Genomic DNA, 25499 nt, shown 5'->3' on the forward strand with positions numbered 1-25499 from the left:
GTGCCTATGATACCCGCAAATGCCACGACGCCATCGCTGACCGCGGGGCGAATGCCGTCATCCCACCCCGCAAGAACGCCAAGCCGTGGAAGACCGTCACTGCGGGTGCCGTGGCCAGAAACGAGGCCCTGCGAGCTTCGAAATATCTCGGTCGMGCGATCTGGCGAAACTGGAGCGGATACCACCGCCGAAGCCGCGTCGAAACCAAGATGCACTGCGTTAAATTGCTGGGGCAGCGCCTCATGGCGCGGGACTTCGACCGACAAGTCGCGGAAGTCCAGGTCCGCATCGCCGTCATGAACGGCTACACCGCCCTTGGCATCCCTGTCACAGAGGCCGTGGGATGAATCCGTCCGGGGAAAGGGGAATCTCGGGTATTAAAAGCTTTGTGCAACAGAGCCGATTTTTTACACAAGAGCGATTCGCTGTATAGCGACACAATCCAAGCGATAGTTCGATGTGGCGTATTAGCCTCACGTTAGGGAGCGGGCGATAGGCCTTGGCCATCCCGCGGCGCCCGGTTCGGGACGACCGCATCCTGCCGGAGGTTCGTCCAATGACCGTTGCAAACCTGTTTCTCCTGGCGGCGTCCGGCATCTTTTTCGGGACGGGCCTTGCCGCAGCGCTGGGCGATCTCCGGCGGCGGCGGATCGCCAACCGGCTGGTGCTCGCCTTGGTGCTCGGAGCGCCCATCCTGGTGATCGGAGGGCAGATGGCGCCGTCCGTGTTCGCCGGCGCGCTGGCGCTTTCGGCCACCATGCTGATGCTGGGCACCATGCTCTTTGCGCGTGGCTGGATCGGCGGCGGCGATGTGAAGCTCATCTGTGCAATGGCGATCTGGTTTCCGCCGGGCGATGCCCTCTGGTTCGTCTACCTGGCGCTTTTGTTCGGCGGCGTGCTGGCCCTGGCCGTGCTTGCGCTGCGCGTCCTGTCCCGGCGCGGGCTGGTTCCGATCGCCGCGTCGCAGCGTCCGCTGATCGAAGCCACGCTCTGCGTGCCCTACGGCCTATCCATCGTGGCCGCGGGGGCGGTCGTGTTTGTATCTGTATGGCTTTGAATCGAATTCGGTTTTTAAGGCGATGTTATCGTGACGGCGCGATGATCGGGGAATGTTGAGAATCATCATCCTGCTCGTGGCGCTCGGTGCCGGCGGTCTCGCCGCCTGGATGTCGGTGCGTTACCTGGGCCAGCAGCCCCAGGTCGTGGAGGTTGCCGTGGACGTGCCCCGGGCCGAGGTTCTGGTGCTGGGGCAGGCGTTGCCGCGCGGATCCGTCATATCGGCCGATGACCTCCGCTGGCAGCCTCTGCCGATCGAGGGCGTTCCGGAAATGGCGATCCTGCGTGAGGAGCGGCCCGGCGCGGCGGAAGAGCTCGTCGGACGGGTCGCCCGCGCCGACCTGTTGAAGGGCGACGCCCTGCGCGCCGAAAACCTGGTGGATGGCGGTGCCGGACTGATGTCCCTGGTCCTTCGACCCGGAATGCGCGCGGTCGGTGTCCGCATCACCGAGGACAATACCGCCGGCGGTTTCATCCTGCCGGATGACAAGGTCGATATCCTGCATACGGTCGTGCGCGACGTCGATGGCGACGGTCAGGCGACCGGGCTCAGCCGCACGATCCTCACCAATGTGCGGGTCTTGGCCATCGGGCAGACCTCCGCCCGGAGTGCCGCGAAGAATGTCGAGACCGGCGCCACGGTCAGGCCGGGATCGGACGTGACCGCCTTCGGCGATACGGCAACCGTCGAACTCACGCCCGAACAGGCAGAGATCCTGACGGCCGCCCAGTCCTCCGGTGCGCTATCGCTGTCGCTGCGCGCCGTTTCGGATTTCGGAGATACCGCAATCGGCGCGGATGCGATCATCGAGGCGACCGGCTCGGACCGAAAACAAGCTGAGGCGTCGGGGGCCGCTCGCGGAAAGGGCCCTCAGCCGGGGCCGGGATCCGTCAGGGTCATCGACGGAGGAGAAATCCGCACCGTGAGCCTTCAAAACTGATGCTCGGACCCGCCAGAGGGCAGCGCCCGAAAGGAAGATAGACGATGAGCAAGTTCGAGAAGATCGATACGGCAACGGCTCCGGCGGTTCCGGAACTCAGGCCTGCCGTGTTCATGCCGCAGATCACCGTGGGGGCATTTCCAATCCTCGACGAAACCCGCGACACGCTTGCGGCCGTGATCGCCGATCGGCGCATGTCACGGGTTACGCTGGGCTGTGAGATTGGGGGACTCGACACGGCGATCCGGAAGTACGCTGAGGAGCTCACCCCGAAGCTCTTGCTCATAGAGGTTGAGGACAGTTCCGAAACATTGATGACGAAGCTCGACCGTCTGGCCGCGCTCTGCCCGCCCGAAACGATCGTGGTCCTGCTGGGTGCTTGCAACGACGTCACACTCTACCGGGATCTCAAGCGCAGAGGGATCGCCGAATACCTGCTGACGCCGGTTACCGCGCTTGGCCTGATCAATGCGCTCGGCGACGTTCTGAACGACGAGAGCGTGGATCGTCGCGCCCCGGTCACGGCGTTCTTCGGCGCTCGGGGCGGGTGCGGAACATCGACGCTTGCGCAGAACGTCGCCTGGGAGCTGGCGCACAGGTGCGATACCTCGGTGATGCTGATCGACTTCGACATTGCCTCCGGGACATCGGCGCTGCGCCTCGATCTCGAAGGGCCCGGCACGGTCGTCACCGCGCTGGACGAAGGCGACCGGCTCGACATGGCGGTGCTCGACCGAATGCTTCTGCGCAAGGGGTCCCGGTTTGCCCTGCTCCCATCTCCAGCAGATCTTGCGGATGTGGGCGATTATCAGACCGCCGACTTGCGGCGGGTCGTCGATGTCGCCCGGCAGACGACGTCGCATGTGGTTCTGGACCTGCCGTCGGGCTGGTCGCGCTACGTGCAGGGCTTCCTGGACCTCGCCGACACGACGATGATTGTCGCAACGCCGGATCTGGTGTCGCTGCGAAACTGCGGCAAGATTGTGCAGGGCATGCGCCGGGCGCGGCCGAACGACGCCGCGCCGCGCCTGGTGCTGTCACAAGTGGCCGTACCCCGCAGCCAGCAGATTTCGCCTGAGAAATTCGCAAAATGCGTGGGCATTCCTGTGCACGAGCAAATCGCCTTTGACGCAGCGGCATTCAGTAAGGCCGAAAACGAAGGACGTCCAGTATCGGACAGCGCGCCCAAAAGCATCGCGGCCAAACAGATCGTCTCCCTGACCAGGTCTCTGAGCAGTCAGGGAGCGGCGAAACCCTGGTCCGGGCACCGTCGCCTGCTTCCAAATCTGCGGGGATTGTTCTCATGACCTCAACTGCGAAGACCAATCCTGGTGTCCGGCTTCTGAACCGGATTGCGGAAGATCGCCGAGGCGGTTCAGCGGTCGAATTCGGGCTTATCGCGCCGATGATGCTGGCGGGGCTCCTCGGTGTGGTCGACGTCGGGGGGGCTGTGAACGAGCGAATCAAGCTGGACGCGATCCTTCGGGCCGGTGCCCTGGTCGCCATGACAGACCCCGGCGCAGCGGCTGTCAGCGACACGCTCAGTGTCGTCGACGCCGGACAGGGAGCGACCGACCAACGCGCGAGCCTCACGCTCGATGTTCAGCGCTACTGCGCTTGTCCTGGCGATACAGGGGCGACAGTGGCGTGCAGCACGACCTGCCCCGGCGCTCAACCGACCGCGATCTTCTATCGGCTTAGCACCGGTACGACCTATGACGGAATGGTCCTACCACGCATCAGCCTAGGCGCGGAAAGCCGGGTAAGAATTCGATGATACGCGCCTTTCGGGCAGCGCGCTGCCTGCTACGTGACAGGATCGGCGGATCTGCACTGGAATTTGCGCTCGTCGCGATGCCGTTCGTTCTGGTGCTGCTCGGAACACTCGAATTTGCCCGACTGGTGTTTTATCAGAATGCCCTTGCCAATGCGACGACGGCCGCGGCACGGATTTTGCTGCTCGACACGACCGCGACACCAGAGACTTTGAAGCAGTACATCGCCGCCCGAATCCTGAACGCAGATCCGGATCGGCTTACGGTGACGTTTTCCGATGCGTCAGACGGCGGGGTCACCTATCGCACGATCGCGACCACCTATGCGTTCGACTTTGTCGCCTCGACCCTATTCGACTTTGAAATCACCGTGGGGAACGATACCAAGGTGCCAATTTTCTAGCTGTTTAGCCAACGTCATTCGGGGGCGGTGGCCTTGCGGCGGATGGTATGACTGGTTTCTCGCAATAGGGTCTTCGTATCGGATCTGGCAGTGACGCCGGTCGCCCCGTCGACAGAGTCGCAGGCGATCAGACGGAGGTTTGGATGTCCGCTCAGCTTCGGCGCGGCAGCCAGTGCGAATTCGGTCTAGGGCGGCCGGTGCTGTCGGTCGGCTATGTCGCACAAAAAGACCCGCATGAGAGAACCGACATCGCCTGACTTGAAGGCGCCGAAGCGCCGCGGGTCGCTGACGATCTGGTTCAATCCAGAGATGGACTGGGGTGCCGACCGGCTTTGTTGCGCAAAGACCGTAAATCCCGGACTTCCCCTTTCCCCGGACGCACTTATCCCACAGGCTCTGTGATGGGTATGCCGAGCGCGGTGTAGCCGTTCAGCACGGCGGCGCGGATCTGAAGTTCGGCGACCTGGCGATCGAAGTCGCGCGCCATGATGCTCTGCCCCAGTAGCTTCACGCAATGCATCTTCGTCTCGGCGCGGCTCCGGCGGTGGTATCCGCTCCATTTTCGCCAGATGGCGCGGCCGAGGTATCTCGATGCGCGCAGAGCCTCGTTCCGGGCAATGGCGGCTGGGGTTGATGGCTTCCACGGCTTGGCATTCTTGCGCGGCGGTATGACGGCATGGGCGCCGCGGTCGGCGACGGCGTCATGGCACTTGCGCGTATCGTAGGCTCCGTCAGCGGTGATCGATCCGATCTCCACGCCGGCGGGGATCTGGTTGAGCAACTCGGGCAGCATGGGCGCGTCCCCGACGTTGCTTCCGGTGATCTCGATGGCTCGGATCTCCAGCGTCTGTTCGTCGACGCCGATGTGGATCTTGCGCCATAGACGGCGTTTCGCGCCGCCATGCTTGCGGGCGTTCCACTCGCCTTCACCCTCTGCCTTGATGCCGGTGCTGTCGATCAACAGGTTCAGCGGCCCATCTGAGCCGCGGTAGGGAATAGTCACGGACAAGGTCTTCTGGCGCCGGCTCAGTGTGCTGAAGTCGGGCACCGCCCAGTCGAGGCCGACCAGGCGCAGGAGGCTTTCAATGAACCCGGTCGTCTGTCGGAGCGCCATGCCGAAAAGGACTTTCATCGTCAGGCATGTCTGGATCGCGGCGTCGCTATATAACGGCTGCCGGCCTCGCTTGCCGGTCGGCGGCGGCACCCAGACCATGTCCGGATCGAACCAGATCGTCAGGGAACCACGCTGCTTCAGCGCTTCGTTGTAGGCCGGCCAGTTCTTTGTCTTGTAGCTCGGCGGGATCGGTCTGCTCATGCAGGACAGCTACCACGCTGGATTCACGAGATGAATCCCTCACCCAGTCTTTGCGCAACAAAGCCACATCGCGGGCTCTTCAGGGATACGTTTCGCTGCCACAGGCGTCTTGCAGGACAAACCGACGCGCGGCTTTGACACCCGAAGGCTGTCGCTGGATGTTGGTGCGCATGAGTCGCTTTACCCCTGATTCTGACGACCTGGCCCATGCCACCCGTCTGCGGCGCAGGCTGCACCGCAACCCCGAGCTTTCCGGGCGGGAGGCCGGGACGGCCCGTCTGATCGCCGCCGAAATGCGTGCTTCGGGTGCGGATGAGGTTCTGACCGGGTTGGGCGGTCACGGCGTTGCGGCGGTATTCGGGACCGGACCGGGGCGGCGGGTGCTGATCCGGGCCGAGCTCGACGCGCTTCCGATCCCCGAAGAGACCGGCGCGGCCCACGCGTCCGAGGTGCCGGGCGTCGCGCACCTGTGCGGCCATGACGGCCACATGGCGATTCTCGTGGCGCTGGCCCGGGCCCTGGGGCGCGACCGGCCGGACGGTGCGGCGATTCTGCTGTTCCAGCCGGCCGAGGAGGACGGTGCCGGCGCTCGTGCCGTTCTCGCCGATCCGCGGACCGCCGGACTGCGCCCGGATCTGGTTGTGTCGCTCCATAACCTTCCGGGGTTGCCTCTTGGCCATGTGTCGCTCGCCGCCGGTCCGATGGCCTGTGCGTCACGTGGGATGCGCGTGCGCCTCAAGGGGCGTGCGGCTCATGCGTCGCAGCCCGAAACAGGTGTTTCACCCCGTATGGCGGTGGTCGATCTGCTGCAATCGCTGCCCGCGCTTGGCTCCGAGGCGCCTTTCCCGGACGACGATTTCGCCCTTGTGACCGTCGCCCGGGTCGCCATGGGGCAGAAGGCGTTCGGCGTCTCCCCCGGAGAGGCGGAGGTCTGGGCGACGCTGCGCTGCCTTCACGACGACCGGATGGCGGCGCTGGTCCGCCGCGCGGAAACGCTGGTCCGAAAGGCTGCTGCTGCCGCCGGCGTGACCCCCGCGATCGACTATCAGGAGGTCTTTTCTGCCGCCACCAACCACCCCGCCGCGGTGGCCGCCCTTCGCGGGGCGCTGGACGATTTGGGCGTGGCCCACGGACCCACGGGCCAACCCTGGCGTCCGTCTGAGGATTTCGGACTGCTGTCCCGGCTCGGCCCCGCCGCCATGCTCTTTCTGGGGTCGGGGCAGCTGCAACCGCCCCTGCACGACCCGCAATTCGACTTTCCAGACGCCTTGATCGCCCACGGCGCGGCGATCTGGGCGCGGCTTATCGAGCGGGATCAGAGCACGTAGCGGCTCACATCCACCGACCGCGACAGCTCGCCCAGATGTGTCTCGACGAAGGCGGCATCCACCGACACCTCTGTGCCGCCCTTGTCCGGCGCCTCGAACGACAGTTCCTCGAACACCCGCTCCATGACGGTGTAGAGCCGCCGCGCGCCGATGTTCTCGACCGACTCGTTCACCTCTGCGGCGATGCGGGCCAGGGCGGCGATGCCATCCGCCGTAAAGGCGACGGTCACTTTCTCCGTGCCCAGAAGGGCGGTGTACTGACGGGTCAGGGCATTGTCCGTCTCGGTCAGGATGCGGATGAAATCCTGTTCGGTGAGCGCGCGAAGCTCCACGCGGATCGGCAGGCGTCCCTGCAGTTCTGGCAACAGATCCGATGGCTTGGCCACGTGAAACGCACCCGAGGCGATGAACAGGATATGGTCCGTGCGGACCGACCCGTACTTTGTCGTCACCACGGTGCCCTCGATCAGCGGCAGCAGATCGCGCTGCACACCCTCACGGCTGACCTCGCCGCCGCGGGCGTCCTGCCTGGCGCAGACCTTGTCGATCTCGTCCAGAAAGACAATGCCATTCTGCTCGACCGCCTTCAGCGCTTCCTTTTGGACGCTCTCGTCGTCCAGAAGCTTGTCGGCTTCCTCTGCCAGCAGGACGTCGTAGCTGTCGGCCACGGTCAGGGTCTTGCGGACGGTGCGGCCCTGGAACGCCTTGCCGAACAGGTCCCCGAGATTCATGCCGCCGGCCTGTCCGGGCTGCATCCCCGGCATCTCCAGATTGCCAAGCGGGTTCGACGTGTCCTGCACCTCAAGCGTGATTTCCGTGGCGTCCAGCTCACCGGCCTTGAGCTTCTTGCGGAACATGTCGCGGGTGCCCTCACGCGCGTTTTCTCCCGCGATGGCGTCGATCACCCGGGCCTCCGCGTTGGCTTCGGCACGGGATTTCACGTCCTCGCGCATGTGGTCGCGGGTCATGGTGATCGCCTGCTCGACCAGGTCGCGGATGATCTGCTCCACGTCGCGGCCGACATACCCGACTTCCGTGAACTTGGTTGCCTCGACTTTCAGGAACGGCGCGCGGGCCAGCTTGGCCAGCCGGCGCGAGATCTCGGTCTTGCCGACGCCGGTCGGGCCGATCATCAGGATGTTCTTGGGATAGACCTCTTCCTGCATCTCCTGTGGCAGTTGCTTGCGCCGCCAGCGGTTCCGGAGCGCCACGGCCACGGCGCGCTTGGCGTCCTTCTGCCCGATGATGTAGCGGTCCAGCTCCGAGACGATCTCGCGGGGGGTCAGGTCGGTCATGGGGTCCTCTCGATGTAGATCTGGCAGGTAGCGAGTCCGCCCGCGGATTTAAAGGCGACCCGTCTCAAGACCGGCGTGGCGTCTTGGGGAAGCGCGCGCCAGCGGGGACAATCTCCGCGCAGACCGCAAATCGCTCCGTGGTGGCCAGTCCGGCCGCCGCGCGGACGCATCCCGGCGCGGCTAGGCCTGCAACGCCTCTACCGTCAGGTTGCCGTTCGTATAGACGCAGATGTCGGAGGCGATCTCCATCGCGCGCCGGGCGATGGTTTCTGCATCCATGTCCGTGCCCATGAGCGCGCGGGCGGCGGCCAGCGCGTAGTTGCCGCCAGACCCGATGCCGGCCACGTCATGCTCTGGCTCCAGCACGTCGCCGGCGCCCGTGATGACATAGAGTTCGCGACCGTCCGAGACGATCAGCATGGCCTCCAGCTTCTGCAGATACTTGTCCGTGCGCCAGTCCTTGGCCAGTTCGACGGCCGCACGCTGAAGCTGGCCCGGCGTCGCCTCCAGCTTGGATTCCAGCCGCTCCAGCAGAGCAAAAGCGTCCGCGGTCGACCCCGCGAACCCGGCAATCACGTCGCTGCCGCCCGGCGACAGCCGCCGCACCTTGCGTGCCGTTCCCTTGATGACCGTGTCGCCCAGGGACACCTGCCCGTCGCCGGCGATCACCACCTTGCCGCCGCGCCTGACGCCGATGATCGTGGTGCCGTGCCAGCCGGGGAACCTGTCTGAAGCCATGTCTCGCATCCCTTGGGTTTTGCGGGCATATGGGGCCAGAGGGTGCCGTGGACAACAGCCGCCGAAACGCGGAAAGGATCGCGCGGGCGCAGCGCGACCGTCACGGGTCCCGATCGGTAGCGCGATGGCGGTCTGGACGGCGCTGGCCGCAGAGATGGGTGCCGATACCGCAGCCAGGCCGTCGGGGGTAGGGAGGCACGCAAGGGCAAGACGACGTTGCGGACGTAACTGCGTTTCTCGCGAGAGGGTGAGGCACCAACCCGGAAGTCGGGCCGGTCTAGCGGAGCCTGAGCCTCACCACATGGCCGCGGCTGACCGGCGACACCAGGAAATTGACCGTCTTGCGGGCGCGGCGCCTGCACGGTCTGCGGGCGCTCGCGCGGATCCTCTCGGGGTCAAAGTCCGAGCGGATCAGATCTCTTCCTTGATCCAGCTTTCGAGGGATGCCTTCGGGGCCGCGCCGATCTTGTTGGACACCACCTGACCGCCCTTGAACATGAACAGCGCCGGGATGCCGCGGACGCCCATCTGCGCCGGGGCGTTGGGGTTTTCGTCCACGTTGACCTTCACGATCTTCACCCTGCCCTCGTATTCCTCGGACAGTTCTTCCAGCGCCGGGCCGATCTGCTTGCATGGACCGCACCATTCCGCCCAGAAATCCACTACCACGGGGAGGTCGGATTGTTTCACTTCGGCGTCGAAGGTCTCATCGGTGACGGCGACGGTGGCCATGGTATTCTCCTGATTGGTCAGGGGCGGAACCTATGTACCGGCCCCGAACCCGTCAAGGTTCCGACCGGGCGAAGGCCGCGGCGGCGAGGGCCGCGTCCAGAGGCGTCAGGCGCGGCACGCGGGTCCACAGCAGCGCCGTTTCAACGATACGGCCGGGATAGATCTGGGCAAGCGCATGGGCATAGGCGCCCATTTGCCGCAAAAGGCCCTCCGGCGTTTCCTTTGCCGTGTCCGGGACCGTACGGTTCGATTTGTAGTCGATAGCCAGAACGCGGTCCGGTGCCACGATCAGGCGGTCCACAGACCCCACGATACGCGCGCCGGACGGGTGGTCCGCGACCAGCGCCACCTCCGTCAGTGCCGGACGGGCGAAGAGGCCCGAAAGCTCCGGCGCGGACAGGACCGAGCGCGCCTCGTCCAGCAGGTCCGCGATCTCCGGCTCCGCCACGCCGTCGCCGGTCAGAAGCCGGCGGGCGGTCCGGTCCCAGGTGTCCGGCGTCGCGCGGGGCAGGTGCTCCAAAAGCAGATGGATGCGGCTGCCGCGCAAGGTGGCCCCAGCCTCTGGGCCGGTGTCGGCCTCCAGATTCGGGGACAGGGTGTCCAGCACCTTCGCCCCGCCAAGGCCGGAGGGCGACACCAGCCGCAGCGGCTCTGCCGGCGGGCCGGGAGGGTGGTGCGCCCAGTCGTGCAGGGCCACGCGCGGAGCGCCTGCGTCGCGCGTGGCCGGCAGGTCTGGCGCGGGACCGGCATCCCAGCTCCCGGACGCTAGCCGCCGGCCCGCGCCGTTCGGCGTCTCCAGCGCTGCGGTGTCCAGCGTGTCCAGTCCACGGGCGATCTGGCCGTACCAGCTTTTGGCCGCGTCGGCGGGCTGCCCCGCGCCACAGACGATCAGCCAGGTCTCCGCCCGCGTCATCGCCACGTAGAGCAACCGGTCGTATTCCGCATCGTCCGCCGCAGCGGCTGCCTCTAGCAGCGGCGTCACCGCCGGCACACGCTCTTCCCTCGCGGGCCGCCAGAGCACCGGCCCATCCGGCACCGTCAGGAAGCGCGGCACGTGGCCGGATCCGCCATGGACCGTGTCGGGCAGGATCACGACGGGTGCCTCCAGTCCCTTGGCGCCATGCACCGTCATCACGCGCAGGTTCCGCCCGCCGGCTTCGGCCTGCCGCTTCACCGTGGCGTCGCCCGCGTCGAACCAGGACAGGAATCCGGTCAGCGACGGGACGTCCATCCGCTCGTAGTCCAGCGCCTGGGCCAGAAGCGCGTCGATGGCGTCGATGCACTCTGGCCCCAGCCGTCCGATCAGCCTTGCCCGCCCGTCGTGGCGCCGCAGGAGCCGGTCGATCAGTTCGAACGGGCGCAGGAAGTCGGCCTGGGCCATCAGGTCGTCGATGATCGCCATGGCGGTCGGATGGGCAGCGCTGTCGCGCAGGTTCTGCCACAAGAGCCGCCCGTCGCGGCCCTGCGCCAGCCGGTAGAGGTCGTCCTCCGACAGGCCCAGAAGCGGGGAGCGCAACGCCTCGGCCAGCGAAAGGTCATCCTCCGGCAGCGTCAGGAACCGCAGCAACGACAGGATGTCCCTCACCGCCAGATCGTCGGCCAGGGTCAGCACATCCGCGCCGGCAATGGCGATGCCGCGCGCCTTGCAGGCCCGGATGATCGGATGAAAGAGCTTGTTGCGGCCCCTAACCAAGATCAGGATATCGCCGGCATGGATCCTGCGGCGGCCTCCACTGCCATCCGGCACGGTCTCATGCCCGTCGATCATCCGGGCGATGGTATCGGCCAGATCGCGGGCCAGCGTCCCGGTCGCGCTGACGGGAGACGGCCTGTCGAGCGGATCCTCCCAGTCGGTGTCCTGGGGTGTCTCCTGCTCTTCGTGGAGAGACCACAGATCTACCCGACCCGGCAGCGCGTCGTGAAAGGCAAGATGCCTGACGCCGCTGCCCAGCCCGGCCGAAAACACCGCATCCACCGCCCGAAGGATCGCCGGAGAGGACCGGAACGAGTGCTGCAATTCCAGCCGCGCCATCCCTTCCGCACCCAGCTGGGCGGAGAAATGGTCGTGCATCCGGTCGAACCCTTCCGGATCGGCGCCTTGGAACGAATAGATCGACTGTTTCTTGTCGCCCACGACAAAGATCGACCGCTCACCCGCGCCACGTGTGCCGTGACCGGAGGCGAATTCCCGGGCCAGCGCCTCGATCACCTGCCATTGCGCCGGGCTGGTGTCCTGCGCCTCATCCACAAGGATATGGTCGATCCCGCCATCGAGGCGATAGAGCACCCACTCCGCCACCTCCGGCCGTGTCAGGAGGTGCCGCGCGCCCAGGATCAGGTCATCGAAGTCGAGCCATCCGAGCGCTTCCTTCCGCGTCCGGTAGAGCGCCAGCCATGGGACCGCGAAGCGGTTGAGCGCCAGCGACCGCTCCAGGGTGGTCAGCGCCAGCCGGGCCGTCCTGGCGTCCTCTACCCTGCGCATCAGATCGTTCAGCGCGGCGCAGTCACCGCCCAGGGCCGCGCGGGTGGCCCTGGTCGGGTAGGCGTCGATCTTGGCGGTGTAGGGCGATCTGGCTCCGGCGCCGGTGAGCAGACAGCCCTCCAGGATCTCCAGCGTGCTTGCGGTCCAGGGCGGGACAAGCCCTGCGAACCGGCCCGCGTCCTTCTGGTCGTTGACCGATCCCTGTCCCATGGCCCCGGCCAGCCTGGCAAAGAGCGCATCCTCGCCGCCCAGGAACACGCGGGCCGCCAGATCGTCCCGTTCCAGCCCGTCCGGCAGATCCAGCACGCGACGCAGATCGGCCTCCGTCACCGCAGCGAAGCGGTCCCGGGACGCGGCGACGGTCTGGGCAAGCTCTTCCAGCGGTCCGTTGCTGAGCCGCGCGGCATCGCGGACCGCCTCCGGCGCGGTCTCGGCCAGCGCCTCCAGGCAATCCGCGCGAAGCTGCGCCGCGGTCCGGTCGTCCATCTCGGCGAAGTCGGGCGATACGCCGGCCTCCAGCGGGAACCGCCGCAACAGCGCCGCGCAGAACGAATGGATGGTCTGGATCCGCAATCCGCCGGGCGTCTCTATGGCCAGCGCGAAAAGGCGGCGGGCGGCGGCCAGATCCGCGTCCCCCAGTGCCGGCTCTCCCAGGTCCGACAGGGCGGTGCGCAAGGGGTCGTCCGGCATCATGGCCCAGACGCCCAGGCGCTTGAACAAACGGTTCTGCATCTCGCTCGCCGCGGCCTTGGTGTAGGTCAGGCAAAGGATGTTCTGCGGCGGCGTTCCCTTCAGCAGCAGCCGGGCGACCCGGTCGGTCAGCACCCGCGTCTTGCCGGATCCGGCGTTCGCCGACAGCCAGGTGGAGCGGTCCGGCCGCGCGGCCTCGATCTGGCGGCGGGATGCGTCGTTCATCCGACATCTCCGGGGTCGGCGGCATCCGCGTCGGTCCATTCGCCGTAACGGGCCAGGTGGTCGTAGTCGTAGGCGTACCCCATCCGCTGCATGGCGCGCCGAGAGACGTAGCCCTGGCCCCGGGTGCGGTAGCTGCCGATGAGCGCCTGCAATTGGGCCAGGGTGACGGCGGGATCCAGAAAGTCCTCTCCGCCCGGATCGCGGAGCGGATGGGGCGTGTCCTTGCGGGTGCGGCCAAGCCCGATATGGCAGATCGCGGCGACCGGGGCGGCGGGGGCGCCGTCGAAGGCACCGGCCTCTGCCATGATCGCCTCAAGCAAAAGTTGCCGGTCGTAGTGGCGCATGACCTTCAGGCTGGGCGGCATGCCGGTCTTGTAGTCGTAGATCACCAGCCGCCCGTCGTCCCGCCGGTCGATCCGGTCCGCCTTTCCCGTCAGGACGAAGCCCCGCAGGCCCGGTACCTCGTACCGGCCGGAACATTCCTGGACAAGCGGTGCCGCATCCGATCGCCGGCGCACCTCTCCGGCCAGCACCCAGTCGGCCACCGCCGCAAGCTGAACCTGCCATTGCAGGCGCGTCGTCCGCCAGGGCACTTCGGCCAGCACGTCGTCGGCGATGGTCAGGAATGCGGCACGGGCACCTGGGTCCGCGGGGTCCGGGATCTCGTGGATCGCGCGCTCCATCACCGCGTGAAAAACCGTGCCGCGCAGGGGCGCGTCGGCGGTGGGGCGCGGGGGCTGCAGCGCGCGCAGGCCCAGGACGCGGCGCGCGTAGATGGCGTAGGGGTCGCGACTCAGCCGCTCCAGCTCTGTGACCGACAGCTCTGCGGGGCGTGTCGCCAGCGGCGGGCGCGGGGCAGGCCGTCGGGCGGGGGTGCCCGGGACGACACGGGTCGTCGCGGCGCGGGCGGCGTCGATCCAGACGCGGCCCCGGTCGCGCATCTCCTCCAGCGCCGCAGGCCCGTCGGAGCCGGTGAGTCCGGCCAGAAGGTTGGTCAGCCGGTTCAGCCAGCGCGACATCACCGTTTCCGCCTCCGCGTCCCGCGCGGACCGGCTGAGCACCACCTCAGGGGCGGCGATGGCCTGCTGGAAGTCATGGGCCGAAAGCCCGATCCGCCGTTCCGGCAGCAGCAGGCCCGCCGCCTGCCGCATGGACCGGTTGAGCCAGGGATCGGGCGCCGGCGCCTCAGGCCAGGTGCCTTCGGACAAACCGGCAAGGATCACCAGGTCGGCGCCTTGCACACGTGCCTCCAGCGTGCCCCAGATCATCACGTCCGGACGGCCCGCGTCCGGGCGGCGGACCTCTTGGCCGGACAGATGCGCGTCGATCAGGATGCGGTACTCCGACGGCGTCATCGCCCCTGCGGCACCGGCAGCGTCGGCAAGCGCCCGCATCGCCTCCTGCGCCGTGCGGCCCGGCGCCTCCTGCCAGAGATCGGGGGCCAGTCTCTCGGTCTCGGCGAGGTGCCCGGCGACCAGCGCGGCGGTCTCCGCCGCGCCCATGGCGGCCAGCCGGTCGAGAGATGCGGCCAGCGCCTCCGCCCATCCTGCGTCGCCGCCGCGCGCGCGGTCCCGCGCCGCCCAGCGCCGCAGATCCGCGCCCGACAGCTCCGGCGCGCCTTCCTTGCGCAACCACAGATCCAGCGTCCGGCTTCGCAGAAGATGCGCGCGCCGGTCGCCCCCGGTTCCGGTGAGGGGGTGCTTCAGAAGCGCCAGCAGCGCTTCCGGGTCGGGACGCGTCCCGATCAGCGCGGCCGTCTGGCGCAGCAGCCGTCCCGGCGCGGTCAGGTGCAGCGGCAGCCCCGCACTGTCATCGGCCACGATGTCCCAGCGGTCGAGCGCCGCCTGCACCCGCCGCGTCAACCCCCGGTCCGGCGTGATGAGCGCGGCGATCCGGTCCGCATCCACCGCGCCACGCAGCCGCATGGCGATGGCCTCTGCCTCTTCCGCCGGGTCCGCGGCCTCGATCAGCGTCATGTTCGTTGTGGCGCGGCGCATGTCGCCCAGCGACGGGCCCTCTCGCATCCACTGGTCGGTGACCGGGGCAGGCCGCAGCGCCATCGAAACCAGGGCGTTGCGCGCCGGAACCGGCACGCAGTCGCTCCACCGCGAAATCGCGGCCGGTTCCATGTCCAGCGCGCGGGCCAGCCGGGCGAAGCGGTACTGAGGATGATCCTCCGAACTCATCGGATCGGACAGCCGGTTCCAGATCGCGGCGGGCATCGCGAAATCGACGCCCGGCAGGACCACGGCGCCCTGGGGCAGGCGGGCCACCGCCTCCATCAGCAGCGCCACCGGCCCGCGGGAGCCGGTCGAACCGGCCACGATTACCGGATGCGCGGGCGGCGACAGCGCCCAGCGGGCGGCCAGGGTCTCTGCCGCCAGCCTGAGCCGCGCGTCCGCGCCGGGCAGGGTATCTTCTCTCAGGAATTCCCGCACGATCGTCAGAAATCGCAGCGCGCGCTGCCAATGGCTGGAGTGGTTTGCGACGTCCAGCCGCTCCAGGACATCGGGCGAGACGCCTTCAGCCCCCATTTCGTCAAAAAGTTGCGCCAGGCTGCCTGCCAGGTCATGGACCGCGCTGACCGGGGCCAGCGTCGGGTCCGCCTGGATCATGCGGCGGACAAGCTGGGCCAGGGCCAGCCTGCGGCGCAGGGCGGGTTCGGGCGGGGGCAGGTCCGTCAGAAGCGGGTCCGCCGCCAGCCGGGTCAACAGGCGGATGCGCGGCAGAAGTCGCGGTGGGCCGGCCGCGAAGAGCGCCGTCAGGCGGCGCTGCATCCGTGCCGTGTTCACGAAGATCTCGACCCGCGCCCAGTCCTCTGGCGGCGCGTCGCCCAGGCGCGATTCAAGGCCTCGGATGAGTTCGGCGGGAAAGTCGGCGCCGGGCGGCAGGCCGAAGACGCGCGGCGTGGGCTGGGCCTCAAACACGGGAAAGAAGATCCTCGGCGATGGCGACGCCCTCCGGGCGGCCCACATCGGCCCAGTGGCCGGGATGGACGATGCCTCGAAGCTGGTCCGCCGCGGCAAGGCGGGTCCAGACTTCCGACAGGGAAAAGACCGGCGCGGGGTGCGGGGCCAGCGTGTCGGGGTCGATGATCTGCGCACCCGTATAGACCAGATCCCCGCCGCGGCTGAGCCGGCCCATGGCATCGATGGCGAAATCTCCGCCCCCAGCGCGCCCCAGGGCGCGGGACAGCGGCACCAGCATCAGGAGTGCGCCGATTCCGCCCGTCCAGGCGCCGTCGAGCGCGCAAAGCGGGTTCGGCCCGGTCCAGACGGCGTCCGAGTTCAGCGTATAGACAGGGCCGCCGCCCAGCATCGGCAGCGCGTGGCGCAGCCCGCCGCCGGTATCGAGCAGCGCGTCGGTCTCTGCGGACACGACGACCGACCGGGCGATCAGATGCGGCTCTATCCGGTCGCGCAGATGATGGATGTTGGCGACGATCGGCGCGGCGCCCGCCGCGCGGCCCAGGTCCAGCGCGTGGTCGAAGAGCGGGCGACCCGCGACCTCGACCATCGGTTTCGGCCGGTCCCTTGTCAGCGCGCCCATGCGCGTGCCGCGTCCGGCGGCGAAGATCATCAGCGGGCGGGTCACCCGGCCACCCCCAGCGCGCGCAGGGGCGCGTGAAGCGGTCGGGTCGCCGGATCGGCCAGGCAGCGCCGGATGAGCGCGCGGACGCGCGGGACAAGGTTCAGATAGCCAGGCTTGCCGCGCGTCGCGGCGAGACGGGAGAAGATGCCCAGAATCCGCAGGTGCCGCTGCAGCGACTGGAGCGCATAGGCCGTCCGGAAGGCGTCCGGCTCCTGTCCCGTGGCGGCGGTATAGCGCGCGATCATCGCGGCCTCCACCTCCGGCGACACGTCCCTGCGCGCGTCCTGCAGAAGCGAGGCGAGGTCATAGGCCCGGTGCCCGGCCAGCGCGTCCTGAAAGTCGAGAAGCCCCACCCGGGCGATGCCCTGCCGTTCGGGAAGCCAGACGAGGTTCTCTGCGTGGTAGTCACGGTGCAGCAGCACGTCGGTTTGCCGCGCATGGGCGAAAAGCAGATCGGTCAGGGTCGCGGTCAGGTCGACGACGGCCGCGGGGTCCGGGTCGGCAACGTGATGCTCCCAAAGCGGGGCGAGGAACGCGGCCATCTCTTCCGGCCCGTAGGGCGAAGCCCAGTCCGGTGCGGGTTGGGCATGGAGCGTCGCCAGCAGGTCGGTCGCGGCGGCCATCAGCGGCACCTCGCGCGCCGGATCGGCGGCGATGCGGCGCGCGAAGATCGCATCGCCCAGGTCCTCCATGAGGATCAGGCCGCGCCGTGTGTCGCTGGCAAGGATCTCCGGGACCGACAGGCCAAGGCCGTAAAGATGGTGGGCGGCGCGCAGGAATGGCGCGATGTCGCCCGCGGGATCCTCCATCAGTACGGCGGTGGCCCCAGGTCGGCTGAGCCGCGTGTAGCGCCGGGCGGAGGCATCGCCGGCCAGCGGCGTCCGCACGGCATCGGCCCAGGCATCGCCCGCCGGTCCGGCGATCATCTCAGCCACCCAGAGCCCCTTTCAACCGGGACAGGCGCTCGGCCCAGGCCGCATCTGGGCCCGCGATGGTGATCCGCCGTCCCTCACCCTCTGGCGTGAGGGTGACGTCGAGCGCCAGAGCGGGGGAGATGTCCAGCCGGTCGGGCCATTCGATCAGCGCGATCGCCTGTCCCAGGGCGTCGTCCAGCCCCAGTTCGGCCAGTTCCGACGGATCCGCCAGACGGTAGAGATCGGCGTGGATCATCTCGACCCCGTCCGCCTCATAGGTCTGGACGAGCGTGTAGGTGGGTGACGGCACGTCCTCGACCCGGCCATGGGGGGCTTGGCGGGATTGGATGATCCGGCGTGCAAGGTGGCTTTTGCCCGCCCCCAGATCGCCGGACAGCAACACTGCGTCGCCGGCACGCAAAAGCGGCGCCAGCGCCGTGGCCAGGCGATCCGTGGCATCGGGATCCGGCAGGTAAAGCGTCATCGAGGCCATGGCCGCAGGATGACGCCGCCGCGGTCGGCCATCAAGCCGATTACGCCTTGAGCCGGGTCTCTATCAGCTGATGGGCACGGGTCGGCATCAGTGCGCTCACTTTCGCCTCCTGCGCACGGAAGCGAACCAGAAGCGCGCCGGTCCGCAGCGTCGTGGCGCAAAGCGAAATTCGGCGGCCGTCGTCCAGCCGCAGGTCCAGCCCGTCGGGATTGACGCCGTTGCTGCCCAGCCGCGTGGCCATGTCCGCCCAGATGGGATCCGGTTCGCACCGGCTGCGCCAGCTTTCCAGCGCGTCGCGGAGCGATAGCTGGCTCACGCTGTCGGCCGTCTCGACCCCCCAGAGCAGGTCATAGGCCCCGTTGGTCAGGGTCAGCGTACCCGCCGTGTCGAAGACGGCAACGGCGTCGGGCAGGGCGTCGAGCGTGGCGCGGCCGGTCTCGATCTCGCTGCGGAAGCGCCGGGTCAGGCCGATCTCGGCGCTGATGTCCTCCATCAGAAGGGCGAAGGCGCCGTCGGGTTGCGGCCGCCCGGTGATCCGGTAGGTGTGCGACCCGGGCAGATGCCATAGCTCGCAGTAGGTGCCGTTCTGGGCGGTGCGCTCCACGTCCATCACCTTGTCGCGCCAGGATGCGTAATCGCGCGGCTCGGGGATCATCTGTCGCGACCGCAGCGCGTCTAGGAAACTCTCGACCGTGGGGCGGGCGATGAGCATGTCGATGGGCAGGCGCGTGAGATCGGTCAAAGCGGGATTGAAGATCGTCAACCGGCGGTGGCGGTCGAAGATCGCCAGACCCACGGTCAGATGCGCGAACGTGTGGGACATGGTGGATTTGAACGTCGCAAGCGAGGTCTCCGCCGCAACCAGCGCATCCGCCGGCACCGCCGAGACCATGAGTCCGCCTTCCATCTGCACCGCGGTGCAATCGAACCAGTTCTGGTCGAGTTGCACGCGGCGGGTTTCGCCGGCCGCAAGATCCAGATCCAGGAATAGCGGCGCGGGGGGCCATGTCGGCTCTGCCCGGGTGACGGTCCGAAGCTGCTCCAGATAGGCGTTGTTGACCCAGTTGATGCGTCCGGTTTCGTCCTGCCGCCAGATCGCGTGCGGCATGCTGTCCCCCATCCGCCGCAAGCTGTCGAGCTCCTGCTGCGCGGCCTCGTGGCAGGCGCGGTCCAGCTCTACCCGCAGGTGCGGGTCCTCGCTCAGCGTCAAGCGGATACGGTCGCCGTCGAGCCTGAGAGACAGCCGGCCGATCCCGTCACGCGCCGCCAGCGTGCGGTCGCCCCGCTCGGCAAGGAAGCTGAGCGCACGGGGAAGTTCGGGAAAGCGGTCCGACAGCCACTGCACGAGCCTGTCGGCAGAGCGTCCATCCTGTCCCAGACGGTCGAGAATCTCACGGGCGGGTTCGGTGGCGTCCAGGATCGCACCCTCGTCCAGTACGAAGGTCGTGGCGGGCAGCGGCTCCCCGATCAAACGCACACGCCCCAGGGGCCGCATCAGCCACGCCGCCGCCGCAAGGCCGGCGGACACGGAAACGAGGCCCGGCACAAGGCCGAGCATGAGAGCATCCATCAGCAACACATCCGTCCCCCATGCGTTTTTCTTCTAGGGATTCGCATACTAAGCTTAATGGGGTGTTAATTCGCGCTTGCGTGCTGCGATCAGCGGGTCGGGAGGTTTGGGCCCAGCGGACTCCGGTCCGCCGCGACCGCCAGGGTTTCACGCGGCCAGACCGCCGAGGCGATGGCCCCCGACCGCGCGGTATCCGGAATGGCGTGGCCGAACCCGTCGCGGGCGTTCGCGAAAGTGATCTCGGCGCCGGATCGCTCCAGCAGCGTCTTGGCAATGAAGAGTCCCAGGCCTAGCCCTTCATATCCCGGCCGGCTGTCGGGGTGCGTGCCGTCCTTTCGGTGGCGCAGGAACGGATCGCCCAAGAAGGGCAACGCCTCCGGCGGGAAACCGGGGCCGTCGTCGGAAATCCTGAGCGCAACGACCGTGTCGCTCCAGCGGATGTCCACCCAGACCCGCACCTGCGCGAAATCGACTGCGTTCTGGATCAGGTTGCGCGCGCCGTGCACGATCTCCGGTCGGCGTTCGATACTGGGCTGACTTGCGTCGGAGCCGGCCTCTGCCCGGCAGTCGAACACCAGGTCGATGCCCCGGCCCCGATGGGGCTCGGCCGCTTCCTCGATCACTGATGAAACCGGGGCGATCCGGATGTGGCGATCCTGGTTCCCCGCTTGCCCCATGCTGCGCAGGATCTCGCGGCACCGGTCGGCCTGGGCGCGGATCAACACGGCATCATCACGCAGGGTGTCGGTTTCTGCCTCGTCGATCATCTCACCTGCCACCAGGGCAATGGTCGAAAGCGGCGTGCCGAGTTCGTGGGCCGCCGCGGCCACCACACCGCCCAGATCGGTCAATTTCTGTTCGCGCGCCAGCGCCATCTGGGTCGCTGCCAAGGCATCCGACATGGTGGAAACTTCGGAAATCACCCGCCGCGCATAGGCAGCTTGAAACACGATACCGATCACGATGGCGGCCCAGAACCCCGCAAGGAATAGCGGTGGAAGCTGGAGTATCCGGCCTTCGACATCCTCTAGCGGAAGGTGGAAGAACAGCAGCGTCGTGATCAGCCCGACCGCGATCGCGCAGACGACGATCGTGCTGTTGCGTCCCAGTGCGGTGGCCGAAATCGCAACCTGTGCCAAGATCAGCAGGGCGAATGGGTTGTTGAGGCCCCCCGTCAGCGCAAGCAGAAGGCTCAGCTGCACCATGTCGAGGATCAGCGCGGCCAGAAGCTCGGTCTCCGACAGGCGCTTGTTTTGCGGAAAGATCAGCACCGCCATCAGGTTGGTGATGATCGCGGCGCCGATGGTGGCGTAGATCAGCCCGATTTCGAACTGCAGAGAGAAGGTGGAGCGCCCGACGATGACAGCCACGATCTGACCGGAGATGGCGATCCAGCGCAGCAGGACCAGCGTACGCATCCGGACCCAATTCGCACGCCGGTCGAATGCATGGCGCGGGTCGAGCGCATCCGTGGCGGGCAGAAAATGCGGATTGGCCATGGCTCCGGCTTGTAATGCGGCACCGGGGGCTGGATCAATGCGGCGTGTGTGGTCCCCTATTGTCCGCCGGGTATGCCGCGTCTCGGTCCCGGTCCGGCCGGTCATGGGGAGGGCAAAGATTACGGTCATCGGACCGACTCCACCGCGACGTCGGCCTTGCCTTACAGGGCCGGCGCGCGCATCCGGCCATGATCCGGCACAACGCGAAGTCTGCGGCAGGGATCGGACGATTGTCGCCCCGATGCTGCCGGATGCCGCCTTTGCCACGCCGGTGCGCGGTGACCGGCAGTCGGACTGCCGCTGCCGGGCGGGGGTGTGCCGCTCCGTCCTCCGACAAGGCGTGTATGCGGGCACGATTGACGCGGCGGGACCGTCGCCTAGCTATCCGTTGGAGAGAACCTCCGGGAGACGGCATGGAGAACGCAGCAAGCAAGGAGATCGGGCCGGACACGTCCCTTCTGCTGGTCGATGACGATGAAGCCTTCGTGAAGCGCCTTGCCCGCGCAATGGAAAAGCGCGGGTTCACGGTCCAGACGGCGGAAAGCGTTGCCGCGGGTCGCACCATGGCGTTGCGCAACCCGCCGGCCTATGCGGTGGTCGATCTGCGGCTGGAGGACGGCAACGGACTTGATGTGGTCGAAGCGATCCGCGAGAAGCGGGCCGATGCGCGGGTGGTGGTTCTGACCGGCTACGGCGCCATCGCCACGGCGGTCGCCGCCGTGAAGATCGGCGCGACCGACTATCTTGCCAAGCCGGCCGATGCGAACCAGATCACCGCGGCGCTGCTGGCGACCGGCGACGACCTGCCCCCGCCGCCGGAGAACCCGATGTCCGCCGATCGGGTGCGCTGGGAGCATATCCAGCGCATCTACGAGCAATGCGACCGCAATGTGTCGGAAACTGCCCGGCGGCTGTCGATGCACCGCAGGACGCTACAGCGTATCCTGGCCAAGCGCAGCCCGCGCTGATCGGCCCGCTCATTCCGCCTGCCGCCTGAGCCAGCGCGTCAGGGTCCGCAGGTCCGGCGACAGGCGATCCTGCCGCGTGACCAGATGATAGGCCAGGGCGGTCCGGCCCTCCTCCAGCACCACGTGCAGACCGCCGCGGGCGATGTCCGCCTCCGCTATGACACGAGGCAGGATGCCGACCCCGTGACCGGTGCGGATGATCTCCAGAACCATGGTGATGGTCGGCATGCTCCGAAGCCGCACGGTCGCCACCGGCAGGCCGCACTGCTCGGCCCAGAGAAGATCTTCGGTATTGTTGGCTTCGGTGAACCATTCCAGATGGGCGAGTTCGGCCAGGCTGGCGACCGGTCCGGGCACGAGTGCGGGAGATGCGACGACCGCGTGGCCCGCGGCCATCAGCCGTTCGGAGTGAACGCCGGACCAGGGCCCGCGTCCGTAGCGCACCGCCAAGTCGAAGTTCTGCACCCTGAGATCGACCATCTCGGGAGAGGGCACCAGCTCCAGCTCGATCCCCGGATGGCGCGCCCAGAAGTCCCCGATCCGGGGCATGAGCCAGTTCGCGGCGAAAGACGGGGTCAGCGATAGCCGAAGCGGCCGCGCCGCATCGCGGTCCTCCAGATCGCGCGCGGCGGCGGCGATGGTCGAGAACCCGTCGGTAAGGGCGGCCGCCAGGCTCCGGCCCTCTGGTGTGGGGCGCATGGACTGTCCGTCGCGCAGCAGGAGCGGGCAACGGAAATGGCTTTCGAGCTTGCGGACATGCTGGGCGATGGCGGGATGGGTGACGTTGAGTTCCCGCGCTGCGGCAGACAGCGAGCCGTGCCGAACCGCCGACTCGAACGCCCGCAGGGCTTGCAGGGACGGAACGCCGGCCCAGTCCATTGTCACCTCATCTAACAGGTCTGAAGACTTCCTGACTCGCGCCGTCGGCGCAGGCGGACTACTCCCTGAGCATAAGACACGGTTCGAAGAAAGCGAGACTTACGAACCGGTCTGTCCAGCCGTCTCGCAAAGGAGAGTCCTTATGTTCAGCATCTTCGCCGCCACATTCCTGACCGCCACGGGTCAGAACCGCGCGGAATCCCCCCTTGTCGAGCGGCGCCGGCTGCGTCCCCGCCGCCCTTTGAGCATCTTCGCGGTGACGGACCGCCGCTAGGCCTGATCCAGAAGCTCCCGGTGCCGCGCGGTGAAGGCCGCGCGGACCTCCCGCGGCGGACGCAGCACGATGTCGAGCCCCTGCATGAGCCCGTTCGACGGCCGCCCGAAGAAACGCGTGGCCTCCGGTTCGGCGAAGCCTGCGATCTGCACCGCCTCCATCCAGGCCGAAACCCGGTCCGCCGCCTTGATTTGCCGCTTCACCTTCAGGGGCAGTGTCGCCGGCAGGCCGAACCTTTGATGAATCGCCGCTGTCAGCCGGTCGTCCAGGGTTCCGTATTCGGCCCCGACTGCCGCCTTCACCGGGGAAATCATGTCCCCGATGACGTACTCCGGTGCATCATGAAGCAGGGCGGCCAGCTGCCATCGCGGCTCAGGCCGCGTGGCCGATCGGGTGAAGATGGACTCAACCAGCAAAGAGTGTTCGGCGACTGAATAGGCGAAATCCCCGCGGGTCTGCCCGTTCCAGCGCGCGACGAACGCCAGACCGTGGGCGATGTCCTCGATCTCGATATCCATGGGCGTGGGGTCCAGCAGGTCGAGCCTGCGCCCAGACAGCATGCGCTGCCACGCCCGTTTCGGCCGCGCCATGCCCTCAGGCCCTCCGGGCGCCCATCGGTTGCGTGAACTTGCGTGCGCCGCAGGCAGCACCGGCACCGGGATCGCCAGGGGACTGCAAGCGGACCAGGTGGCCGCGCTCGCCGCCTTGTCGTGCGATCCGCAATGCCTCGTTGGGATCTGCGTTCCCGCCCATCCGTTCAGCTCCGTCGTCCTGCCGCCGATGCGTTTGCAGCGGGGCGCCGATCCTCGTTGCCTGCCGGTCCATGCGCTGCTACGTCGCGAGCGCATTTGCATACGCTAGCGGAGAGACGGACAATGGCCAAGGACTACGTCGTCAAGGATATCGCGCTTGCGGCCTACGGGCGCAAGGAGTTGGACATCGCAGAGACGGAAATGCCGGGCCTCATGGCGTTGCGCAGTGAGTTTGGCGCAACCAGGCCGCTGGCGGGTGCGCGCATCGTGGGCAGCCTCCACATGACCATTCAGACCGCCGTCCTGATCGAGACGCTGACCGCCCTGGGTGCCGATGTGCGCTGGGCGTCGTGCAACATCTTCTCGACCCAGGACCATGCCGCGGCGGCCATCGCCGAAAGCGGCGTGCCGGTGTTCGCGGTGAAGGGTCAGACGCTCGTGGAGCACTGGGATTATTTGGACAGGTCGTTCCAGTTCGCCGACGGCGCGAACATGATCCTCGACGACGGGGGCGATGCGACACTCTACGTTCTTCTGGGGGCCCGCGTCGAGGCCGGCGAGACCGACCTGATCGAGGTGCCTCAGTCCGAGGAAGAAGAGGCGGTCTTCGCCCAGATCCGCAAGCGGATGGAAGAGACCCCCGGCTGGTTCACCAAGACCCGCGATGCGATCAAGGGCGTGTCGGAAGAGACCACGACGGGCGTCCACCGCCTGTACGAGCTGAAGAAAAAGGGTCAGCTGCCTTTTCCCGCGATCAACGTCAACGACAGCGTCACCAAGTCCAAGTTCGACAACAAGTACGGCTGCAAGGAGTCGCTGGTGGACGGGATCCGGCGTGCCACCGATACGATGATGGCCGGCAAGGTCGCGCTGGTCTGCGGCTACGGCGACGTGGGCAAGGGCTCTGCCGCATCGCTGCGCGGCGCCGGCGCGCGGGTCAAGGTGACGGAAGTCGATCCGATCTGTGCGCTCCAGGCCGCCATGGACGGATTCGAGGTCGTGCTGCTGGAAGATGTCGTCGCCAGCGCCGACATCTTCATCACCACCACGGGCAACCGCGATGTCATCCGCATCGAACATATGCGCGAGATGAAGGACATGGCGATCGTCGGCAACATCGGCCATTTCGACAATGAGATACAGGTCGCAAGTCTGAAGAACCACAAGTGGACCAATATCAAGGACCAGGTGGACATGATCGAGATGCCTTCGGGCAATCGGATCATCCTGCTGTCCCAGGGGCGGCTCTTGAACCTGGGCAACGCGACGGGACATCCGTCCTTCGTGATGTCGGCGTCCTTTACCAACCAGGTCCTGGCCCAGATCGAGCTGTGGAAGAATGGCGGTGAGTACGGCAACGATGTCTACATCCTGCCCAAGCATCTGGACGAGAAGGTCGCGGCCCTGCACCTGGAGAAGGTCGGCGCGCGACTGACCAAGCTCGACCCCGAACAGGCGGCCTATATCGGCGTGACGCCGGACGGCCCGTTCAAGCCCGAACACTACCGCTACTGAGAAGAAGGAAAGGGCCCCGCGGGGCCCTTTTCCGATGTTCGAAGGGCACGGATTTTCTATGGAC

The 25499-nt window shown here is 67.4% G+C and carries 23 protein-coding genes; 10 read left to right on the top strand and 13 right to left on the bottom strand.

Annotated elements, in window-relative coordinates; all coding sequences use genetic code 11:
- The 6 genes from KW83_RS16445 to KW83_RS16470 form a co-directional block, all read left to right on the top strand.
- On the top strand, positions 1–347 hold a 347-nt coding region (locus KW83_RS16445; RefSeq protein ID WP_036181171.1), incomplete at its 5' end, for a transposase.
- 209 nt (positions 348–556) lie between these two features.
- The gene (locus KW83_RS19365) at positions 557–1057 is read left to right on the top strand and encodes an A24 family peptidase (RefSeq protein WP_051928598.1); all 501 of its coding nucleotides are present in this window, start codon (positions 557–559) and stop codon (positions 1055–1057) included.
- 52 nt (positions 1058–1109) lie between these two features.
- The gene (gene cpaB, locus KW83_RS16455) at positions 1110–1997 is read left to right on the top strand and encodes a Flp pilus assembly protein CpaB (RefSeq protein ID WP_051928599.1); all 888 of its coding nucleotides are present in this window, start codon (positions 1110–1112) and stop codon (positions 1995–1997) included.
- A 44-nt stretch (positions 1998–2041) separates the two neighbouring features.
- Positions 2042–3304, top strand: coding sequence for an AAA family ATPase (locus KW83_RS16460; protein ID WP_051928600.1), 1263 nt, complete (start codon positions 2042–2044; stop codon positions 3302–3304).
- Positions 3301–3774, top strand: coding sequence for a TadE/TadG family type IV pilus assembly protein (locus KW83_RS16465; protein WP_081904664.1), 474 nt, complete (start codon positions 3301–3303; stop codon positions 3772–3774). Before KW83_RS16460 ends, KW83_RS16465 begins: the two co-directional genes overlap by 4 nt.
- Positions 3771–4175: a TadE/TadG family type IV pilus assembly protein gene (locus KW83_RS16470; RefSeq protein ID WP_081904665.1), complete on the top strand. Its 405-nt coding sequence runs from the start codon at positions 3771–3773 to the stop codon at positions 4173–4175. The genes KW83_RS16465 and KW83_RS16470 overlap by 4 nt, the downstream gene beginning before the upstream one ends.
- A 382-nt stretch (positions 4176–4557) precedes the next feature.
- On the opposite strand, the gene KW83_RS16475 is transcribed toward KW83_RS16470, so the two are convergent.
- Complete coding sequence (locus tag KW83_RS16475) at positions 4558–5490, bottom strand: IS5 family transposase (protein ID WP_036181177.1); 933 nt, start codon at positions 5488–5490, stop codon at positions 4558–4560.
- Between the two features lie 170 nt (positions 5491–5660).
- Between KW83_RS16475 and KW83_RS16480 the strand changes: the two genes are divergently transcribed.
- The gene (locus KW83_RS16480; protein ID WP_036181243.1) at positions 5661–6818 is read left to right on the top strand and encodes an amidohydrolase; all 1158 of its coding nucleotides are present in this window, start codon (positions 5661–5663) and stop codon (positions 6816–6818) included.
- On the opposite strand, the gene hslU is transcribed toward KW83_RS16480, so the two are convergent.
- The 10 genes from hslU to regB form a co-directional block, all read right to left on the bottom strand.
- On the bottom strand, positions 6806–8113 hold the full coding sequence (hslU, locus tag KW83_RS16485; protein WP_036181179.1) for an ATP-dependent protease ATPase subunit HslU: 1308 nt from the start codon (positions 8111–8113) through the stop codon (positions 6806–6808). The two genes, KW83_RS16480 and hslU, sit on opposite strands and share 13 nt — an antisense overlap.
- A gap of 180 nt (positions 8114–8293) precedes the next feature.
- Entirely contained in the window at positions 8294–8851 is a 558-nt protein-coding gene (gene hslV / locus KW83_RS16490; RefSeq protein ID WP_036181181.1) for an ATP-dependent protease subunit HslV, read from the bottom strand.
- A 411-nt stretch (positions 8852–9262) separates the two neighbouring features.
- Complete coding sequence (trxA, locus tag KW83_RS16500; RefSeq protein WP_036181185.1) at positions 9263–9583, bottom strand: thioredoxin; 321 nt, start codon at positions 9581–9583, stop codon at positions 9263–9265.
- A gap of 52 nt (positions 9584–9635) precedes the next feature.
- Positions 9636–12980, bottom strand: a complete 3345-nt coding sequence (addA, locus tag KW83_RS16505; RefSeq protein ID WP_036181187.1) for a double-strand break repair helicase AddA — start codon at positions 12978–12980, stop codon at positions 9636–9638.
- Positions 12977–15907 (bottom strand): PD-(D/E)XK nuclease family protein, encoded by a 2931-nt coding sequence (locus KW83_RS16510; RefSeq protein WP_036181189.1) that lies wholly within the window; start codon positions 15905–15907, stop codon positions 12977–12979. The genes addA and KW83_RS16510 overlap by 4 nt, the downstream gene beginning before the upstream one ends.
- A complete protein-coding gene (locus KW83_RS16515; protein WP_036181191.1) occupies positions 15900–16574 on the bottom strand; it encodes a nucleotidyltransferase family protein in 675 nt (224 codons plus the stop codon). Before KW83_RS16515 ends, KW83_RS16510 begins: the two co-directional genes overlap by 8 nt.
- On the bottom strand, positions 16571–17497 hold the full coding sequence (locus KW83_RS16520) for an aminoglycoside phosphotransferase family protein (protein WP_051928601.1): 927 nt from the start codon (positions 17495–17497) through the stop codon (positions 16571–16573). Before KW83_RS16520 ends, KW83_RS16515 begins: the two co-directional genes overlap by 4 nt.
- A 1-nt stretch (position 17498) precedes the next feature.
- Positions 17499–17969: a tRNA (adenosine(37)-N6)-threonylcarbamoyltransferase complex ATPase subunit type 1 TsaE gene (gene tsaE, locus KW83_RS16525; RefSeq protein ID WP_235191453.1), complete on the bottom strand. Its 471-nt coding sequence runs from the start codon at positions 17967–17969 to the stop codon at positions 17499–17501.
- 49 nt (positions 17970–18018) lie between these two features.
- Positions 18019–19548: a PAS-domain containing protein gene (locus tag KW83_RS16530; RefSeq protein ID WP_051928602.1), complete on the bottom strand. Its 1530-nt coding sequence runs from the start codon at positions 19546–19548 to the stop codon at positions 18019–18021.
- Between the two features lie 89 nt (positions 19549–19637).
- Complete coding sequence (regB, locus tag KW83_RS16535; RefSeq protein ID WP_081904668.1) at positions 19638–21047, bottom strand: sensor histidine kinase RegB; 1410 nt, start codon at positions 21045–21047, stop codon at positions 19638–19640.
- Positions 21048–21460: 413 nt separating this feature from the next.
- Between regB and KW83_RS16540 the strand changes: the two genes are divergently transcribed.
- On the top strand, positions 21461–22015 hold the full coding sequence (locus tag KW83_RS16540) for an ActR/PrrA/RegA family redox response regulator transcription factor (RefSeq protein WP_036181195.1): 555 nt from the start codon (positions 21461–21463) through the stop codon (positions 22013–22015).
- Between the two features lie 9 nt (positions 22016–22024).
- Here KW83_RS16540 and KW83_RS16545 read toward each other — a convergent pair whose 3' ends face one another.
- Complete coding sequence (locus tag KW83_RS16545) at positions 22025–22894, bottom strand: LysR family transcriptional regulator (protein WP_036181196.1); 870 nt, start codon at positions 22892–22894, stop codon at positions 22025–22027.
- Positions 22895–23036: 142 nt separating this feature from the next.
- On the opposite strand from KW83_RS16545, the gene KW83_RS21735 reads away from it, so the two are divergent.
- Complete coding sequence (locus tag KW83_RS21735; RefSeq protein WP_268745551.1) at positions 23037–23168, top strand: hypothetical protein; 132 nt, start codon at positions 23037–23039, stop codon at positions 23166–23168.
- Here KW83_RS21735 and KW83_RS16550 read toward each other — a convergent pair.
- Complete coding sequence (locus KW83_RS16550) at positions 23165–23758, bottom strand: HD domain-containing protein (RefSeq protein ID WP_036181197.1); 594 nt, start codon at positions 23756–23758, stop codon at positions 23165–23167. The genes KW83_RS21735 and KW83_RS16550 overlap by 4 nt on opposite strands.
- Before the next feature lie 285 nt (positions 23759–24043).
- On the opposite strand from KW83_RS16550, the gene ahcY reads away from it, so the two are divergent.
- Entirely contained in the window at positions 24044–25435 is a 1392-nt protein-coding gene (gene ahcY / locus KW83_RS16555) for an adenosylhomocysteinase (RefSeq protein ID WP_036181198.1), read from the top strand.
- Positions 25436–25499 lie beyond the last annotated feature (64 nt).

The organism is Palleronia rufa, from assembly GCF_000743715.1.
Taxonomy (GTDB): Bacteria; Pseudomonadota; Alphaproteobacteria; order Rhodobacterales; family Rhodobacteraceae; genus Palleronia; species Palleronia rufa.

Coding starts and splice junctions, on each gene's coding strand:
- KW83_RS16530 (WP_051928602.1), bottom strand. CDS start 19,548: ATGGATGCTCTCATGCTCGGCCTTGTGCCGGGCCTCGTTTCCGTGTCC.
- ahcY (WP_036181198.1), top strand. CDS start 24,044: ATGGCCAAGGACTACGTCGTCAAGGATATCGCGCTTGCGGCCTACGGG.
- regB (WP_081904668.1), bottom strand. CDS start 21,047: ATGGCCAATCCGCATTTTCTGCCCGCCACGGATGCGCTCGACCCGCGC.
- hslV (WP_036181181.1), bottom strand. CDS start 8,851: ATGGCTTCAGACAGGTTCCCCGGCTGGCACGGCACCACGATCATCGGC.
- KW83_RS16465 (WP_081904664.1), top strand. CDS start 3,301: ATGACCTCAACTGCGAAGACCAATCCTGGTGTCCGGCTTCTGAACCGG.
- KW83_RS16550 (WP_036181197.1), bottom strand. CDS start 23,758: ATGGCGCGGCCGAAACGGGCGTGGCAGCGCATGCTGTCTGGGCGCAGG.
- KW83_RS19365 (WP_051928598.1), top strand. CDS start 557: ATGACCGTTGCAAACCTGTTTCTCCTGGCGGCGTCCGGCATCTTTTTC.
- KW83_RS16540 (WP_036181195.1), top strand. CDS start 21,461: ATGGAGAACGCAGCAAGCAAGGAGATCGGGCCGGACACGTCCCTTCTG.
- trxA (WP_036181185.1), bottom strand. CDS start 9,583: ATGGCCACCGTCGCCGTCACCGATGAGACCTTCGACGCCGAAGTGAAA.
- KW83_RS16460 (WP_051928600.1), top strand. CDS start 2,042: ATGAGCAAGTTCGAGAAGATCGATACGGCAACGGCTCCGGCGGTTCCG.
- addA (WP_036181187.1), bottom strand. CDS start 12,980: ATGAACGACGCATCCCGCCGCCAGATCGAGGCCGCGCGGCCGGACCGC.
- KW83_RS16475 (WP_036181177.1), bottom strand. CDS start 5,490: ATGAGCAGACCGATCCCGCCGAGCTACAAGACAAAGAACTGGCCGGCC.
- KW83_RS21735 (WP_268745551.1), top strand. CDS start 23,037: ATGTTCAGCATCTTCGCCGCCACATTCCTGACCGCCACGGGTCAGAAC.
- KW83_RS16470 (WP_081904665.1), top strand. CDS start 3,771: ATGATACGCGCCTTTCGGGCAGCGCGCTGCCTGCTACGTGACAGGATC.
- hslU (WP_036181179.1), bottom strand. CDS start 8,113: ATGACCGACCTGACCCCCCGCGAGATCGTCTCGGAGCTGGACCGCTAC.
- KW83_RS16545 (WP_036181196.1), bottom strand. CDS start 22,894: ATGGACTGGGCCGGCGTTCCGTCCCTGCAAGCCCTGCGGGCGTTCGAG.
- KW83_RS16480 (WP_036181243.1), top strand. CDS start 5,661: ATGAGTCGCTTTACCCCTGATTCTGACGACCTGGCCCATGCCACCCGT.
- cpaB (WP_051928599.1), top strand. CDS start 1,110: ATGTTGAGAATCATCATCCTGCTCGTGGCGCTCGGTGCCGGCGGTCTC.
- KW83_RS16520 (WP_051928601.1), bottom strand. CDS start 17,497: ATGATCGCCGGACCGGCGGGCGATGCCTGGGCCGATGCCGTGCGGACG.
- tsaE (WP_235191453.1), bottom strand. CDS start 17,969: ATGACGCTTTACCTGCCGGATCCCGATGCCACGGATCGCCTGGCCACG.